Source organism: Streptomyces agglomeratus (assembly GCF_001746415.1).
GTDB classification, from domain to species: Bacteria; Actinomycetota; Actinomycetes; order Streptomycetales; family Streptomycetaceae; genus Streptomyces; species Streptomyces agglomeratus.
The window spans coordinates 2,903,997-2,921,678 of record NZ_MEHJ01000001.1; the positions used below are offsets into that span (position 1 = coordinate 2,903,997).

The window sequence follows — 17,682 nt, forward strand, 5'->3', positions numbered from 1 at the left end:
GCCCCGAGCCTATCCGGCCGCCGGACCGGGCTCGTCCAGCAGGATCCGCTCCAGCCGGGCGCGGTCGGGGAGGTTGGCAGGGCGGGCGATTTCGCCGGTGCGCACGTAGAGGAACGCGGCGCCCACCGAGTCCAGGGGCAGGTCGTACTGCTCGGCCCAGGCGAGGCGGTAGACGGCGAGCTGGAGGGGGTCGGCGGCTCGCGTGCGGCTCGTCTTCCAGTCGACGATCTCGTACGCGCCGGTCTCCTCGTCGCGGTAGACGGCGTCTATCCGGCCCCGGATCACGCGGCCCGCGAGTGTGAGGTGGAAGGGGGCCTCGACGCGGTACGGGGTGCGGCGGGCGTACGGGGTGCGTTCGAACGCCTCCTTGAGCTCCGCCAGGTCGCGCTCGTCCGCGATCTCGGCGTCGGTCTCGTCACGGCCGGGCAGCTCGTCCGGGCCGAGCATGGGCAGCGGCAGCTCTTCGAACCGCGACTCCACCCAGGCGTGGAAACGGGTGCCACGGCGGGCGGCGGGCTGGGGCGGGCGCGGCATGGGACGGGCGAGTTCGTGGGCGAAGCCGTCGGGGTCGGCGGCGAGGCGCAGGAGCTGGGAAGCCGTGAGGGACGGCGGTACGGGAACGTCGCGGGTGGTGGCGCGGGCACGGCGCAGCTCACCGGCGAGAGCGTCGAGGTCCCGGTCCCAGGAGGCGACCGCGCGGGCCTCTTCCGGGGTGAGGACGGCTTGCGAGGGGGTTCCCCGGAAGCCGGGGGCGCTCGCCCCGGCGTCTGCCGCGCGGCGCGGGGCGGAGGCCCCGGCCGGCCGTGTCGGCGGTACGGCGGGGGCGTCGGTGGGGTGGGGGCGGGCGTGCCCGGCGTCGTGGTGCGGAGCGGACGGTACGGCGGTCGCGTACTCGCCGCCGTCGAGCGCCTCCGCACGCGAGTGGGTCCGGGCGGCGGGCACGGCGCCGGGGGGAAGTGCGGGCTCGGAGTGGGGGCGTGCGTGAGCCTCGGCCCCGCTGCGGCCGCCTGTCGCGGAGGCAGCGCCGTGCGCGGCAGGAGTGTCGGTTCCGGCCTGCGGGTCGATGTGGGGGTCTGCGTGGGGGGCTGTCCCGAGATGGGCGTTGCTGTAGGGATCGGTACCTGAATCGGCACCGGCCGCAGCCGCGGCGTCGACCTCGGCATCGGTATCGGTATCGGCATCGGCATCGGCATCGGCATCGGCATCGGCATCGGCCTGAGGGTGGGTCTTCGCCTCGGGCGCCGCCCCCGCGCCGACGGCGTCGATCGCCGCCGTGACGTCCGTGGTCCGCTCCGCCGCGTGCGCCGGCCGCTTCGTGAGCAGACTGTCCCAGTCGGCCGGGGACGCGTCGTAATCCGCTTCGAAGTCGGGCTCCGGTTCGAAGTCGGGCTCAAAGTTCGGCTCGTACTCCGGCTCCCCGGGCTCGTCGAAGTCGGCGGGGGGAGCCTCCTCCGCCGCCCACTCCGCCGCCTCGTCGGTCCCTTCCGTAGCCAGGCTCCGCAAGTGCGCCATGACCGTCTCGGCCGCCCGGCGGCGGCGCTCCATCGACGTCGGGTCCAGAGGCAGCGGCCACGCCCGGTCCGCCGCCGACTCACGCAGCGAGGGATTCTCCTCGCCCTCCGCAGGCTCGTCCGCCCATGCCTCGATCTCGCCGAACCCGGCCGCGCAGTGGTCGTACAGCTCCCGCAGGAAGCCGGAGGGCCCGCGCGGCTTCTTCTGGGTCGGACCCCACCAGTGACCCGAGCCCAGCAGCAGCGAGCGCGGGCGCGTGAACGTGACGTACCCGAGGCGCAGTTCCTCGGTGTGCTGGTGGGCCTTCATCGCGTCCTTGAACGCCTTGACGCCCTTGGCGTCCCAGTCGGTGACGTCCGGGAGCGTCTTCGCGTCGCCGCGCAGCGCGTGCGGCAGGACCTTCGCCTGCGAGGCCCAGGAGTCGCGGGACTGCTCACTCGGGAAGTGGCCCGCGACCAGGCCCGGCGCCGCCACGACGTCCCACTCCAGGCCCTTGGACTTGTGGGCGGTGAGGACCTTCACGGTGTTCTCGCCACCGGGCAGGGCGTTGTCCAGGCCCTTCTCGTACTGGGCGGCCGTGCGCAGGAAGGCGAGGAAGGCCAGTAGGTTCGCCTCGCCGTCCAGGGCGGCGAATCCCGCCGCGGTGTCCAGGAAGTTGCTCAGTGTCTCGCGGCGGCGGGCGGCCAGGGCGTGCGGGGACGCGGACAGTTCCACTTCGAGGCCCGTCGTGGCGAGCACCCGGTGCAGTACGTCCATGAGCGGGTCCGCGAGCGAGCGCCGCAGGTCGCGCAGCTCGGCCGCCAGGCGGGCGAAACGGACCCGGGCGTCGGCGGAGAAGGGCAGGCCGTCGTCCGGGCCGCCGCCGGACTCCAGGAACGTGTCGAGCGCGTCCGCCAGCGAGATGACCTCCGCCGGGTCCACGCCCTCGACCGCCTCGGCCAGCCTCCCGTCGGGGTCCGCGTCCGCGTCGACGCCCGCAGCGCGGTGGACGAGCAGCCGTGCTCGGCGGCCGAGCAGCGCCAGGTCGCGCGGGCCGATGCGCCAGCGCGGGCCCGTGAGGATGCGTACGAGCGAGGCGTTGGCTCCGGGGTCCTGGAGGACTTCGCAGACCGCGACGAGGTCCGCGACCTCCGGGAGGTGCAGCAGTCCGGAGAGGCCGACCACCTCGACCGGTACGTCGCGGGCCACCAGCGCGCCCTGGATCTCGGCGAAGTCGCCCGCCGTACGGCACAGGACGGCGATCTCGCCGGGCTCCTTTCCCGTACGGACGAGGTGGGCTATGGAGTCGGCCAGCCACGCGATCTCCTCCGCGTGGGTGGGGAGCAGGGCGCAGCGGACGATGCCGTCGCGCTCGGCGCCCGGAGCCGGACGCAGCGCCTCAACACCCTCGTGCATGGCGCGCAGCGGGACGGCGAGGCCGTTGGCGAGGTCGAGGAGGCGGCCGCCACTGCGGCGGTTCTCGCTGAGCGAGAAGCGGGCGGCGGGGGTTCCGTCGGCGTACGGGAAGTGGGTGGGGAAGTCGTCGAGGTTGGCGACGGACGCCCCGCGCCAGCCGTAGATCGCCTGGCAGGGGTCGCCGACCGCCGTCACCGCGTGCCCTGTGCCGCCGCCGAACAGCCCCGAAAGGAGGAGGCGCTGGGCGACGGACGTGTCCTGGTACTCGTCGAGCAGGACCACCCGGAACTCGTCGCGCAGGATCCGGCCGGCCTCCTCACTGGTGAGCGCGAGCTCGGCGGAGAGCGCGATCTGGTCACCGAAGTCGAGGAGGTCACGGCTGCGCTTGGCCTCGCGGTAGCGCGTGGTGAGGTCGAGGAGTTCGAGGCGGGCGGTGGCGGCCTCGGGGACCTTGCGCAGGTCGGCGTTGGAGAGCTTGACGGACGCGAGCGTGTGCAGCAGCTCGGTGTCGTACGCCGCGAGGTGGGTCGGCGGCACGAGGTGCTCGGCCAGCTCCGCGTCCAGTGCCAGCAGGTCGCTGACCAGTGCGGGGAAGGATTTCGTCAGCGCCGGGTACGGTCCGGGCGCCTCCCGCAGCACCCGCGCGGCGAGCTGGTAGCGGGTGGCGTCGGCGAGGAGGCGGGCGGTCGGTTCGAGGCCGATGCGCAGGCCGTGCTCGGCGAGGAGCTGTCCGGCGAAGGCGTGGTACGTCGAGATCCGGGGCTCGCCGGGAGGGTTGTCGGGGTCGATGACGTCGGGGTCGGTCACCCCGGCACGGATCAGTGCCTTGCGGACGCGCTCGGCCAGCTCCCCGGCCGCCTTGTTGGTGAAGGTCAGGCCGAGCACCTGCTCGGGGGCGACCTGTCCGGTGCCGACCAGCCACACCACCCGCGCGGCCATGACCGTCGTCTTGCCCGAACCGGCTCCGGCCACGATGACCTGCGGGGCAGGCGGTGCGACGATGCACGCCATCTGCTCCGGGGTGAACGGGATGCCGAGGAGCTCTTTGAGCTGCTCGGGGTCGGTGATTCGGGCTGACACCCCAGAGAGGCTATCCGGCCCCACTGACAACGACGGAACGTCGCACGGGGGCTACGGGCTGTCGACAACCCGCTGTCCGGCGGTCTCTGCCCGACGGCGCAGGCGGCGCGGCAGGACGTCAGGGCAGCGCGGCAGCGCGGCAGGACGTCAGGGCAGGGCGGCAGGGCAGGGCGTCGGGGCGAGGCGGCAGGGCTCGGTCCGGTATTCGCCGCTGTGGGCCGCCCTCGGCTCTCACTCCACGATGTGACGGCCCTCCGGCTGCGCGCTGCACGAGGCGCGGAAGGCGCAGTGCGTGCAGTGCTGGCCGGTCGCAGGGCTGAAGCGTTCGTCCAGTACGCGCCCGGCGGCGGTGGCGAGCAGGTCGCCGACCCATTCACCGGCGAGCGGCTCCTGCGCCTGGATCTTGGGGAGTGCCTCCCCGCCGTCCTTCTTGGCCGCCGCCTGGCGCAGCTGTACGAGTTCGGCGCCGCCGGGCTCGGGGCGCGTTCCCCCGAACGCCTCGTCGACGGCTCCTTCCCGTACGGCGAGCTGGTAGACGGCGAGCTGCGGGTGGCGGGCCACCTCGTCGCGCGTGGGGGCGGCCTTCCCGGTCTTGAAGTCGACGACGTACGCGCGTCCCTCGGCGTCCGTCTCGACGCGGTCCATGGAACCGCGGATGCGGACCTCGTACTCGCCGCCCGCCTCCAGGGTCACGTCGAAGTCGTGCTCGGTGGCGACCGGGGTGCGGCCGCCCCGGTCCATGACGTGCCACTGGAGGAAGCGTTCGAGCGCCACGCGCGCGTGCTCCTTCTCCTGCTGGGACTTCCAGGGGGCGTCGAAGGCGAGGGCGTCCCAGACGGAGTCGAGGCGCTCCATGAGCACGGCGAGGTCGGCGGGCGTACGGCCGGACGCGACCTCGTCGGCGAGGACGTGGACGACGTTGCCGAAGCCCTGGGCGGCGGTCGCCGGTGCGTCCGCCTTCACCTCGCGTCCCAGGAACCACTGCAAGGAGCACGTGTTCGCGAGCTGGTCGAGTGCGCTTCCCGAGAGCGCCACGGGCTGGTCGCGGTCGCGCAGGGGGACGGCGCTGTGCGTCGGGTCGTACAGACCCCACCAGCGGTACGGGTGCGCCGAGGGGACCAGCGGCTGGCCGTCCTCGTCGGCGAGGGCGGCGAGGCGGGCCAGTCTGCGGGCGGCCGCGTCGCGCAGGGCGGGGGTCGCCGCCGGGTCGACGGTGGTGGCGCGCAGTTCGGCCACCAGGGCGGCCACGGCGAGGGGGCGGCGGGGGCGGCCGGTGACGTCCCTGGGCTCCGCGCCGAGCTCGGTGAGGAAGCGCGAGGGCTGGTCGCCGTCGTCGGCGGGGGCCTTCACGGCGGTGACGACCAGGCGGTCGCGGGCGCGGGTGGCGGCGACGTAGAAGAGCCGGCGTTCCTCGGCGAGGAGGGCGCCGGGGGTGAGCGGCTCGGCGAGGCCGTCGCGGCCGATCCGGTCCGCTTCGAGAAGCGAACCGCGGCGGCGCAGGTCCGGCCACAGGCCCTCCTGTACGCCCGCCACGACGACCAGGCTCCACTCCAGCCCTTTCGAGCGGTGCGCGGTCATCAGGCGTACCGCGTCGGGCCGTACGGCGCGCTTGCTGAGGGTGTCGGCGGCGATGTCCTGTGCGTCGAGCTCTTCCAGGAAGTTCAGGGCGCCGCGCCCGCCGGAGCGTTCCTCGGCGCGTGCCGCGGTGTCGAACAGCGCGCACACGGCGTCGAGGTCCCGGTCGGCGTTGCGGCCGGCCGCTCCGCCGCGCAGGGCGGCGCGTTCCAGGCGCCTCGGCCAGGAGGTGCCGTTCCACAGTTCCCAGAGGGCCTCTTCCGCGGTGCCGCCGGCTTCGAGGAGCGTGCGGGCCTCGCGCAGGAGCGCGCCGAGGCGCTGGGCTCCGCGTGCGTACGCCGGGTCGTGCGCGGCCAGGCGCCCGGGTTCGGCGAGGGCGCGGGCGAGCAGTTCGTCGGAGGGCGGCGGGAGCCGGTTCCCGGCGGCGCGCTCCTCGTCGCGCAGGGCGCGCCCGAGGCGGCGCAGGTCGGCGGTGTCCATACCGGCGAGCGGCGAGGCGAGCAGCTCGGCGGCGACCTCGGTGCTGAGCCAGGTGGTGGTGGCGTCGGGAGTGTGATGTTCCGGACTCGGGTCGGCGGGTACGGCCTGCCGGTCCGCGTGGGCACCGGCATCGCCGCGGCGGGCCGGTGGCGCGAGGGCCGCCTCGGCCACCGCTCGCAGGGCTGTCAGCAGTGGGGTCACCGCCGGTTCGTGGCGCAGGGCCAGGTCGTCTCCGTCGATCTCCAGGGGAACGCCCGCGGAGGTCAGGGCGCGTCGTACGGCGGGGATCGTACGACCGCCGGCCCGGACCAGTACCGCCATCTCGTTCCACGGCACGCCCTCCTCCAGGTGGGCGCGGCGCAGGATGTCCGCGATGTTGTCGAGCTCGGTGCCCGCCGTCGGGTACGTGTAGACCTCCGTGCGGCCCCCTTCGCGGACCGGGGCGAGGTCCCTGTGGGCCCGTACCTTCTCGGCCGGCAGGCGCGTCAGGGGCATCCGGCGGGTGAGCAGACGGGTGGCCTCCAGGAGGGCCTTTCCCGAGCGGCGGGAGGTCGTGAGGACCTCCACCGGGGAAGGGCTGCCGTCCGTTCCCCGGAACGTGTCCGGGAAGTCGAGGATCCCGCCGACGTCCGCTCCCCGGAACGCGTAGATCGACTGGTCCGGGTCGCCGAACGCCACCAGGGTGCGTCCGGAACCGGCCAGCGCGCGCAGGAGGCGGACCTGCGCCGGGTCCGTGTCCTGGTACTCGTCGACGAAGACGGCGTCGTACCGCGCGCTGAGCCGGCCGGTGAGTTCCGCCTGCTCCGCGAGCAGCACCGCGCGGTGGACGAGTTCGGCGTAGTCGAGGACGCCCTGCATGTCGAGTACGTCGAGATACTCGGCCAGGAAGGCAGCCGCGGCCTTCCAGTCGGGCCGCCCGGTGCGCGTCGCGAAGGCGCCCAGGGCGTCGGGCCCGAGCCCCAGCTCCCGGCTGCGGGCCAGCACCGCGCGCACCTCGTCGGCGAAGCCCCGTGTCGTGAGGCAGGCGCGCAGCTCGTCCGGCCAGTGCACGGGGGCGGTCCGGCCGTCCCGTTCCAGGTCCACGTGGCCTGCCAGGAGGTCGCGTACGGCGACGTCCTGTTCGGGGCCGGACAGCAGTCGCAGCGGTTCGCTGAAGAGGTCGCTGTCCTGGTGGGCGCGCACCAGGGCGTAGCAGAAGGAGTGGAAGGTGGTCGCCTGCGGTCCGTACGCGCCGCCGAGCCGCAGCGCCATGCGGTCGCGCAGTTCCACCGCCGCCTTGCGGCTGAACGTGAGTACCAGGACACGCTCCGGGTCGGCCCCCTTGGCGATACGCGCGGCGACCGCTTCCACCAGGGTCGTCGTCTTGCCGGTGCCGGGGCCCGCGAGGACCAGCAGTGGTCCGCCCGCGTGGTCAACCACCGCACGCTGCCGTGCGTCCAGAAGAGGAGGGTCCACCGGGGCCGGTCGGGTGCGCACCAGCCGGAACGCGCCGGTGGTCCGCTGCCGGGCCTGACGGTGCGGCGGATTCCAGGCGGATTCCGTGGAAGCCGTGGATCCCAGGAACTCCGGGGAGTCCGGGGAGTCCGGGGAGTCCGGGGAAGCAGCGGAGGCTGTGGAACCCGGGGAGTGCGCGGAACCTGGGGAACCTGTGGAAGGGGAGGAGCTCACGTGGATCGCCGGTCCTGGTGGGTGTACGGGTTGACTTGGCGGCCCGCGCGGGCCGCGGTGGCCGCGGGACGAGTGGGGTGCGCGTGCCGCGTTCGGACGACGCTACGCCAGTGGGCGGCGGGGACGCAGCGAGTCCGCCTCCCGTACCTCCCGGCGCCCCGTGCGGACCTGGCTTCTCCCGCCACGGCTCCGCATGCAGGAAGCTGTCAGGTGTGAGTCGTGTGAGCTTGTGCACTTCCGCCGCCGGCCGCGGCGCCGTCCCACCGCGCCCGCTTCATGTCCAGGCGCGGCACATGGGTGCCGGACTGCCGGGAGGCCGTCCGCAGCGGCGTGCCCTCCGCGCGGTAGTGGCCCAGCGCGCGCGGTTCGTGGCCGGGCAGCAGTACGCCGTCGGAACGCACCACGCGCCACCAGGGGGCGCCGCCGCCGTAGAGCGCCATGACCCGCCCCACCTGGCGCGGGCCGCCCTCCTCCAGCCACTCGGCGACGTCCCCGTACGTCATCACACGGCCGGGTGGAATCATCTCCGCGACCTCCAGCACGCGCTCGGCGTACTCGGGGAGTGCCGGGGTCTCCGATTCGTCGCTCATCCGGTCCATCCTGCACGACGGCACCGACAGCGCGGACTGCGCGGAGGGGCGTACCCCACCCGTCCAGAACACGTGACGCCCGCGCAATGCACCCTGATGCCCCCCTCTGTCATCCGGTCGTGCCACCATCGTCCGGGCGGTGACAGGTGATACGAGATCAAGAAGAAACGACGAAGGAGCAGGGCGTGCAGCCTCCCCCGGCGGTGAGCACCCCTGGCGCCGAGTCGCACCCTGACGCACCCGAAAGGCCCACCGAGACCATGGACAGCGGGCCCGAAGGAAGCCACATCGACCGCGTCTCCGGTGACGAACCGCTGCTCTCCGCGCGCGTGCACCGCCCCTCCGACCTGGTACGGCTGCTCGCTGGCGTACTCGGCATCGTCTGCGTGCTCGCCATCGCGGCCTTCGCGCACGGCACCGCGTCGGGGCTCGAACAGGACATCAGCAAGGGCACGGGTCAGACGCCGGACGTGTTCATCAAGCTGGCCGGCCTGATCTCCAGCATCGCCGTGCTGATCCTCCCGGTCGCCTTCGCAATCGAGCGGCTGATCAAACGCGACGGCCTGCGGATCGCCGACGGCGTGCTCGCCGCCGTGCTCGCGCACGGTGTGGCGCTCGCCACCGACCTGTGGGTCTCGGACGCCGCCCCGGACACCATCAGGGAAGCGCTCACCCAGGCGACCGCGAACGGCGAACTCACCGATCCCGTGCACGGCTACCTCGCGCCCGTCATCGCCTACATGACGGCGGTCGGCATGGCCCGCAGGCCGCGCTGGCGGGTGGCCCTGTGGGCGGTGCTGCTGCTGAACTCGTTCGCCGTACTGGTCGGCCGCCAGACCACACCGTTCTCGATCATCGTGACCGTGCTGATCGGCTGGACCGTCGCGTACGGGACGCTGTACGCCGTCGGGTCGCCGAACGTACGGCCCACCGGGCAGACGCTCCTCGCGGGACTGCGGCGCGTGGGCTTCCGTCCCGTGACGGCGATGCGCGCCGAGGACGTGCCGGACTCCGCCGAGCAGGGCGACCGCGGGCGCCGCTATCTCGTCACCCTGGAGGACGGGCCGCCCCTCGACGTCACGGTCGTGGACCGCGAGCAGCAGGCCCAGGGGTTCTTCTACCGCGTGTGGCGTCAGGTGACGCTGCGCGGCATCACCCAGCGCCGTTCGATCCAGTCCCTGCGCCAGGCGCTGGAGCAGGAGGCGCTGCTCGCGTACGCCGCCATCGCGGCCGGGGCCAACGCGCCCAGGCTGATCGCCACGTCCGAGCTCGGCCCGGACGCCGTGATGCTCGTCTACCAGCACCTGGGCGGCCGCTCGCTGGACTCGTTGCCCGACGAGGAGATCACCGACGAGCTGCTGCGCGGAGCGTGGCGCCAGGTCAAGGCCCTCCAGTCGCGCCGTATCGCGCACCGCAGGCTCGTCGGCGACGCAATCCTGGTGGATCGTTCCGGCAGGGTGATCCTTACCGATCTCCGTGGTGGTGAGATCGCCGCGAGCGACATCGTCCTGCGCATGGACGTGGCACAGCTCCTGACGACACTCGGGCTGCGCGCGGGCGCCGAGCGGGCGGTGGCCGCCGCCCTGGAGGTACTGGGACCGGACGCGGTCGCCGACAGCCTGCCGCTGCTCCAGCCGATCGCCCTGAGCCGCTCCACGCGCGCGACGCTGCGCAGACTCGCGCGCGAACGCTCCCAGCGCGAGCGCGAGGCGGTGCTGGAAGCCTCGCAGTCCGCCAAGGCGGAAGGGCGGGGCGCCGACGAGACGGCGGGCACCGGCGGGCGCAAGGACGTACGGGCCGAGAAGAAGGCCGAGAAGGACGCCATAGAGGAGGCGCTGGAGCAGGCACGGGAAGAGGACCTGCTGTCGCAGATCCGTCACCAGGTGCTGCTCATCCGTCCGCAGGCACTGGTCGAGCCGGCCCGTCTCGAACGGATCAGACCGCGCACGCTCGTCACCGTCATCGCCGGCGCGTTCGTCGCGTACTTCCTGATCTCGACGTTCATGGCCAACGACGTCAGTGAGGCGATCGCGACGGCGGACTGGCGCTGGGCGGCCGTGGCCGTGCTGTTCTCAGCGCTCAGCTATCCGGCCGCCGCGATGAGCCTGCTGGGATTCGTACCCGAGAAGGTGCCGTTCTGGCGCACGGTCAAGGCGCAGGTGGCGGGGTCCTTCGTGAAGCTGGTCGCGCCGGCGGCGATCGGTGGCGTGGCCCTGAACACGCGCTTCCTCCAGCGCGCCGGGGTGCGGCCGGGGCTCGCGGTGGCGAGTGTCGGCGCGTCGCAGCTCTTCGGGCTGGCCAGTCACATCTCACTGCTGATGGTCTTCGGCTATGTGACGGGCACCGAACGCACCCCCACGCTGTCCCCGTCCAGAACGGTGATCGCCGGGCTGCTGACGGCGGCTGTGCTGGCTCTCGTGGTGACGGCCGTGCCGCTCCTGCGCAGGTTCGTGGTGACGCGGGTGCGGTCGCTGTTCGCGGGTGTGGTGCCGCGCATGCTCGACGTACTCCAGCGGCCTCAGAAGCTGGTCACCGGCATCGGCGGCATGCTGCTGCTGACGGCGGCGTTCGTGATGTGCCTGGACGCATCGGTCCGCGCCTTCGACAGTGACGTCCAGCTGAGCTACGCCACCATCGCGCTGATCTTCCTGACCGCCAACGCCCTGGGTTCCGCCGTGCCGACGCCCGGCGGTGTGGGCGCGGTCGAGGGCGCGCTCATCGCGGCTCTTACCTTCGCGGGGCTGCCCACCGCGATCGCGACCCCGGCCGTGCTGTTGTACCGGCTGCTGACGTTCTGGCTCCCGGTGCTGCCGGGCTGGCTGTTCTTCAACCATCTGACCCGAAGGGGCCAGCTCTAGGGGCCTCGGGGACCGCTCTCGTACGCCGTCGTTCGTACGCCGTCCGAATGGCGCTCCCCGGGGCGCACGCTCCCGCACACCGTCGCACGATGGACGTATGCCGACTCCCGCCGCCCTGCGTGCCACGGCCGTCCTTGCCGCGACGGCCGTTCTCGTGTCCCTCTCCGGCTGTTCCGACAACGGCGACAAGGAAACCGGCGGGGGAAGGGACCTCGCCGCCCAGACGCTCGACTGGGCGGACTGCCCCGCCCCGTCGGCGGCGGAGGGCGGCGGCGCCTCCCCCTCCCCCCTCCCGGGCGGCGACACGTGGCAGTGCGCGTTCATGGACGTACCGCGCGACTACGCGAAGCCCGACGGCGACACGATCGAGCTGGCACTCATCCGCGCGAAGGCCCGGGACACGAAGAACCGCATCGGCTCCCTGATCTTCAACTTCGGCGGGCCCGGCGGCTCGGGACTGACGGGCCTGCCCTCCCTGGCCCCGGAGTACGAGGGACTGCGCTCCCGCTACGACCTGGTGAGCTTCGACCCGCGCGGCGTCGGCCGCAGCGTGGGCGTCCAGTGCAAGGACGACGAGGAACTCGACGCGTACTACGCCCAGGACAGCACCCCGGACGACGCCGCGGAGGAGAAGACCTTCACCGACGGCCTCGCGTCGTACGCCGACGCCTGCGAGGAGAACTCGGGCGAAGAGCTGCCCTACGTCGGCACGACCAACGCCGCCCGCGACATGGACCTCATGCGGCAGGCTCTCGGCGACGACAAGCTGCACTACTTGGGCATCTCGTACGGCACCGAACTGGGCGGCGTCTACGCCCACTTGTTCCCGAAGAAGGTCGGCAGGGCGGTCTTCGACGCGGTCGTCGACCCGACCCAGACCTCCGAACGGGGCTCACTCACCCAGGCGAAGGGCTTCCAGCTCGCCTTCGAGAACTTCGCCGAGGACTGCGTCCGGCGCGGCGACGCGTGCACGCTGCCCGGCGACTCCGTGAAGGAGATCGAGGACTTCGTCGTCGACCTCCTGGAGCGGCTCGACAAGAAACCCGTCAAGGGCATCGGCGACCGCGACCTGACCCAGAGCCACGCCACCAACGGCATCGCCCAGACGCTGTACTCCCGGGAGTACTGGAAGTACCTGGAGCAGGGGCTCGACGACGCGGACGGCGGCAACGGCGAGCTTCTGCTCAGCCTCTCGGACTCCATGAACGGCCGCAATCCCGACGGTACGTACAGCAACCTGGCCGCCGCCAACGCGGCCATCAACTGCGTGGACGACAAGGCGCGTTACGACATGGAGCGGGCGAAGTCGCAGCTCCCCGCGTTCCGCGCCGCGTCGCGCCTCTTCGGTGAGGCCTGGGGCTGGGGTCTGATGGGCTGCTCCGCGTGGCCGGTGGACGGCCAGTGGGACACCCCCGACGTGAGCGCGCCGGGCTCGGCCCCGATCCTCGTCATCGGGACCACCGGCGACCCCGCGACGCCCTACGCGGGCGCGAAGAGGATGGCCGAGGAGCTGGGCAAGGGCGTCGGCATCGAGCTGACGTACAAGGGCGAGGGCCACGGCGCGTACAGCGGCGGCGACAAGTGCGTGCGGGGCGCCGTGGACGCGTACCTGCTGCGGGGCAAGGTGCCGGCCGACGGGACCGTGTGCCCCTAGGTCCCCCGGCGGCGAGTGCGTCGACTGCCAGTGGGGGGAAGCCGCCCGGCGGCGAGTGCGACTGTCGATGGGGCACGCCGCCCGGCGGCGAGTGCGACGGTCGGTGGGGCACGCCGCCCGGCGGCGAGTGCGACTGTCAGTGGGGCCGCCTAGGATTGCGAATCTGTTTTCGAGTCCTGAGCGCTGGGGAGCCACCATGGCCAGTCATGTACGGGCAGCCGCCGTGGCAGCCGCTGCGCTCCTCGTCGCGGGAGCGGCCACCGGCTGCGGCAGCGGCTCTGCGGGCGGCGACGACCGGCCCGCCGCGTCCTCCACGGCCTCCGCGCCGGCCACTTCCGCCGACCGGGAGCGCGGGCAGGACCCAGGCCCGGACGTGAGCGGCGGCCGGCTGCCCGCCCTCCCCGCCGCGCTCACCGGCCAGCGGCTCGACTGGAAGCGGTGCGCCGCGCCCGTCGGGGCGGGCCGTGACGCCCGGGCGCCCGGCGGCGACTGGCAGTGCGCCACCCTGACCGCGCCGCTGGACTACCGCGAGCCGGACGGCGGGACGATCGGCATCGCGCTGATCCGCTCCAGGGCCACGGACAGCGACCGGCGCGTCGGCTCGCTCCTGTTCAACTTCGGCGGCCCGGGCGGCTCGGGCGTGGCGGGCATGCCCGGCCACGCCCCCGGCTTCACGGCCCTGCACACCCGTTACGACCTGGTCGCCTTCGACCCGCGCGGCGTCGCCGCGAGCTCCGCCGTCGTCTGCCGGGACGACCGGCAGACGGAGGCGTCCTTCCGGCTGGACTTCACCCCCGACACCCGCGCCGAGGAGAGGAGCTACCTCGACGACGCGGTCGCCTTCGGCGCGGGCTGCGCCAAGCGCTCCGGAAAGGTCCTGCCGCACGTCGGAACGAGCAACGCCGCCCGCGACATGGACCTCGTCCGCCAGGTGCTCGGCGACGAGAAGCTGCACTACTTCGGCTTCTCCTACGGCACGGAGCTGGGCGGCACGTACGCCCATCTCTTCCCGCGCAGAGTCGGACGCATTGCACTGGACGCGGTCGTCGACCCGTCCGCGGACTTCGTCCGTCACGCGCGCAATCAGGTGCTCGGTTTCCAGCGCGCCCTGGACAACTACTTCGAGAGCACCGGCACCACCCCGGAGGCCGGTACGGCCCGCCTCGCGCGGCTTCTCGACCGGCTCGACAAGAAGCCCCTGCCGACCGGGACCGGCCGTCCCCTCACCGAGAGCCTCGCGGTCACGGGAGTGCTGTCGCAGCTCTACGGCGAGGACAGTTGGCCGACGCTCACCGCGGCCCTGAACGAGGCGGAGAGCGGCGACGGCGGGACGCTGCTGCGGCTCGCCGACTCGTACAACAACCGCGACGAGAACGGGCGCTACGGCAGGGACCAGCACGCCCAGCGCGCCATCAGCTGCGCCGACGCCAAGGGGCGGGTGAGCGCCGAGGAGGTCAGGACGGCCCACCTCGCCGACTTCCGCAAGGTCTCCCCCGTCTTCGGCCCCTTCCTGGCGTGGGACCTGGCCGGCTGGTGCGCCTCCTGGCCGGTCGACGGCGAGCACGAGACCCCCGAGGTCGGTGCCGAGGGCGCGGCCCCGATCCTGGTGATCGGCGGCAAGGGCGACTCGGCCACACCGTACGAGGGCTCGCTGCGGATGGTGGAGGAGCTGGGCGAGGGCGTCGGCGTGCAGATCACGTACGAGGGCGAGGGCCACGGCGCCTACCTCACGGGCAACGGATGCATAGCCAGCGCCGTGGACCGGTACTTCCTGGACGGCAAGGTCCCGGCGGACAACACCACCTGCTCGTAGCAGCGGACAGCGCCGCCCACGGCGTGTACGCCCGGCCTGCCCGCGCACCACTGTCACAGTTGGCGTAAATCCCGAATGTCGGATTTGCGTGAATCAGGGAGAGTGGTCGTGGCACACGTACACGTGATCCTCAATCAGAAGGGCGGCGTGGGTAAATCCACGCTCGCCGTCAACCTCGCCGCCGTCACGGCCGACGTGCTCGGCGCCGGGCCCGAGGGCGGGCGGCCGCCCGTCGTCGCCGTCTCGATCGACCCGCAGGGCTCCGCGGTGTGGTGGTCGGAACGGGTCGGCGACGGCCTGCCGTTCGACTTCGTCCAGGCGCACGACGACCTCCCCGGGCTCGCCGCGCTCTCCCGCATCCCCTCCGCCCAGCACGTCTTCGTCGACACCCCCGGCTGGCTCGACCTGGCCGGGACCGGCGGCGACGACCCCCTCGGGAGGGGAGCCGCAGCCGACGCGCTGCGCGCCGTCCTGGACAACGCGCACGACGTGATCGTGCCCATCGAACCCGAACCACTCGGATTCCAGCCCACCCAGCGCACCGTCGAGCGCGTCGTGAAGCCGCGCGGGCTGCCGTTCCGCGTGGTCATCAACAACTGGGACCCGCGCGACGGCAAGGCGGACCTCGACCAGACCCGGGCGTTCGTCGAGGCCCAGGGCTGGCCCCTCGCGCGGACCGTCGTACGCCACTACAAGCTGCACACCCGGGCGTCCGCCGACGGCCTCGTCGTCACGCAGTACGGCGCCAACCGCGTCGCACTCCAGGCCCGCGAGGACTTCTTCCGGCTCGCGCTGGAGGTCGGCCTGGCGGTGATCCCGGCCCCGGCCAGGCCCCGGCGCGCCCGCGCCGCCAAGAAGGCGGTGAGCCGCTGATGGGCCGCCGCACCGACCTCGCCACCCTGCTCACCCCGGGCGACGACCCCGTGCCGCCGGCCGGGCGGGACGCGTACCCGCTGACCGTTCCCGTCACGGACCTCGCCGAGAACCCCGACAACCCGCGCCACGAGCTGCGCGACCTCGACGGCCTGGCCGAGACGCTGCGCGAACGCGGAGTGCTCCAGGCCCTCGGCGTCGTCTCGCGCGGCGCCTTCCTCGCCGTGCATCCGCAGCACGAGGGGGCCGTCGGCGACGCCCCGTACGTCGTCCTGCACGGCCACCGCAGGCTCGCGGCCGCAAAGCTCGCCGGGCTGCGCGAAGTGCCGGTGCTCGTACGGGAGGACGCGACCCGTACGGACGAGGACGCGCTGATCGAGAACGTCCAGCGCGACGACCTCACCGAGCTGGAACAGGCACAGGCCATCCAGGGCCTGATCACGTCGTACGGCTACTCGCAGCGGCAGGTGGCCGCCCGGATCGGCAAGACCCAGGGGTTCGTGTCCCAGCGGCTGTCCCTGATGAAGCTGCGCGAAGACCTTCAGGAGGCGCTGGCCGACGGGCGCGTCTCCGTCGAGGACGCCCGGCGCATCGCGCGGCTGCCGCGCGACGAACAGCGGCTGCCCGGCGACGCGCCCCTCGATGCCCCCGCGCCCGTACCGAAGGCGCGGCGGCGGCGCGATTACGGCGTAATCACCCTCGACAGCCGCGGTACGCCGGAGGAGCTGGTCGAGGTACTGCGCCGCAACCTGGCGCCCGCCGCGCTGGAAAGGGTGGCCGAACTGCTCGCCGGCGCGCGCTGACCGCGCCCTGCCCCCGGACGCGCGAAGGGGCCGTCCCGCACATGACGTGCGGGACGGCCCCTTCGTACATAGACCTGCGTACGACACCAGCAGGGAAACAGCAGGGCCTGCGAAACCGCGGGGCCCGCGAAAACTGCGGGGCCTAGTAGATCGGCTTCTGCGGCTCGATCTGGTTGACCCAGCCGATGACTCCGCCGCCGACGTGCACCGCATCCGAGAAGCCCGCGGACTTCAGCACCGCGAGGACCTCGGCACTGCGGACACCCGTCTTGCAGTGCAGGACGATGCGCCTGTCCTGCGGCATGTCCTGGAGGGCGGAGCCCATGAGGAACTCGTTCTTGGGGATGAGCCGCGCACCCGGAATCGCGACGATCTCGAACTCGTTCGGCTCGCGGACGTCGATGATGTCGATCTTCTCGTCGGAGTCGATCCACTCCTTGAGCTGCTTGGGAGTGATCGTCGAACCCAGCGCCGCCTCCTGCGCCTCCTCGGACACGACGCCGCAGAAGGCTTCGTAGTCGATGAGCTCGGTGACGGTCGGGTTCTCGCCGCAGACCGCGCAGTCGGGGTCCTTGCGGACCTTGACCTGGCGGTACTGCATCTCCAGGGCGTCGTAGATCATCAGCCGGCCGACCAGCGGGTCACCCACACCGGCCAGCAGCTTGATCGCCTCGGTGACCTGGATCGAGCCGATGGACGCGCAGAGCACGCCCAGCACGCCGCCCTCGGCGCAGGACGGGACCATGCCCGGCGGCGGGGGCTCGGGGTAGAGGCAGCGGTAGCAGGGGCCGTGCTCGGACCAGAAGACGGACGCCTGGCCGTCGAAGCGGTAGATCGAGCCCCAGACGTACGGCTTGTTGAGCAGCACGCACGCGTCGTTGACCAGGTAGCGGGTCGCGAAGTTGTCGGTGCCGTCGACGATCAGGTCGTACTGGGAGAAGATCTCCATCACGTTCTCGGCTTCGAGCCGCTCTTCGTGAAGAACCACATTCACGTACGGGTTGATGCCGAGGACCGAGTCACGGGCGGACTCGGCCTTCGAGCGGCCGATGTCGGCCTGGCTGTGGATGATCTGGCGTTGCAGGTTCGACTCGTCGACCTCGTCGAACTCCACGATGCCGAGCGTGCCGACGCCGGCCGCGGCGAGGTACATGAGCGCGGGCGAACCCAGGCCGCCGGCGCCCACGGCGAGCACCTTGGCGTTCTTCAGCCGCTTCTGCCCGTCCATCCCGACGTCCGGGATGATCAGGTGGCGGGAGTACCTGCGAACCTCGTCAACAGTGAGCTCGGCAGCGGGCTCGACCAGGGGTGGCAGCGACACGGGGACTCCGTAGGTCGGTCAAACAGTACGGTTGTTCTCCGCGTAACACTGCCACGCCCC

At 72.7% G+C, this 17,682-nt stretch carries 9 protein-coding genes; 5 read left to right on the forward strand and 4 right to left on the reverse strand.

Features of this window, described 5'->3' with window-relative positions:
• Positions 1-9 precede the first annotated feature (9 nt).
• The 3 genes from AS594_RS12200 to AS594_RS12210 all read right to left on the reverse strand — a co-directional run bounded on the left by AS594_RS12200 (position 10) and on the right by AS594_RS12210 (position 8,309).
• Positions 10-3,987 carry a UvrD-helicase domain-containing protein gene (locus AS594_RS12200; protein ID WP_069932995.1) on the reverse strand — a complete coding sequence of 1,326 codons (3,978 nt, stop codon included), beginning with the start codon at positions 3,985-3,987 and terminating at the stop codon, positions 10-12.
• A gap of 231 nt (positions 3,988-4,218) precedes the next feature.
• Positions 4,219-7,602: an ATP-dependent helicase gene (locus AS594_RS12205; protein ID WP_069930468.1), complete on the reverse strand. Its 3,384-nt coding sequence runs from the start codon at positions 7,600-7,602 to the stop codon at positions 4,219-4,221.
• A 314-nt stretch (positions 7,603-7,916) separates the two neighbouring features.
• On the reverse strand, positions 7,917-8,309 hold the full coding sequence (locus AS594_RS12210) for an MGMT family protein (RefSeq protein WP_420877778.1): 393 nt from the start codon (positions 8,307-8,309) through the stop codon (positions 7,917-7,919).
• Positions 8,310-8,485: 176 nt separating this feature from the next.
• On the opposite strand from AS594_RS12210, the gene AS594_RS12215 reads away from it, so the two are divergent.
• The 5 genes from AS594_RS12215 (at position 8,486) to AS594_RS12235 (ending at position 16,301) form a co-directional block, all read left to right on the forward strand.
• Positions 8,486-11,158, forward strand: a complete 2,673-nt coding sequence (locus AS594_RS12215) for a lysylphosphatidylglycerol synthase transmembrane domain-containing protein (RefSeq protein ID WP_069932994.1) — start codon at positions 8,486-8,488, stop codon at positions 11,156-11,158.
• 97 nt (positions 11,159-11,255) lie between these two features.
• Positions 11,256-12,812, forward strand: a complete 1,557-nt coding sequence (locus AS594_RS12220; protein ID WP_069935086.1) for an alpha/beta hydrolase — start codon at positions 11,256-11,258, stop codon at positions 12,810-12,812.
• Positions 12,813-13,008: 196 nt separating this feature from the next.
• A complete protein-coding gene (locus tag AS594_RS12225) occupies positions 13,009-14,625 on the forward strand; it encodes an alpha/beta hydrolase (protein ID WP_069927057.1) in 1,617 nt (538 codons plus the stop codon).
• A 108-nt stretch (positions 14,626-14,733) separates the two neighbouring features.
• Positions 14,734-15,498: a ParA family protein gene (locus AS594_RS12230; protein WP_069935087.1), complete on the forward strand. Its 765-nt coding sequence runs from the start codon at positions 14,734-14,736 to the stop codon at positions 15,496-15,498.
• Positions 15,498-16,301 (forward strand): ParB/RepB/Spo0J family partition protein, encoded by an 804-nt coding sequence (locus AS594_RS12235; RefSeq protein WP_069927059.1) that lies wholly within the window; start codon positions 15,498-15,500, stop codon positions 16,299-16,301. Before AS594_RS12230 ends, AS594_RS12235 begins: the two co-directional genes overlap by 1 nt.
• 142 nt (positions 16,302-16,443) lie before the next feature.
• Here AS594_RS12235 and moeZ read toward each other — a convergent pair whose 3' ends face one another.
• Positions 16,444-17,622 carry an adenylyltransferase/sulfurtransferase MoeZ gene (gene moeZ / locus AS594_RS12240; RefSeq protein ID WP_069927060.1) on the reverse strand — a complete coding sequence of 393 codons (1,179 nt, stop codon included), beginning with the start codon at positions 17,620-17,622 and terminating at the stop codon, positions 16,444-16,446.
• Between the last annotated feature and the right edge of the window lie 60 nt (positions 17,623-17,682).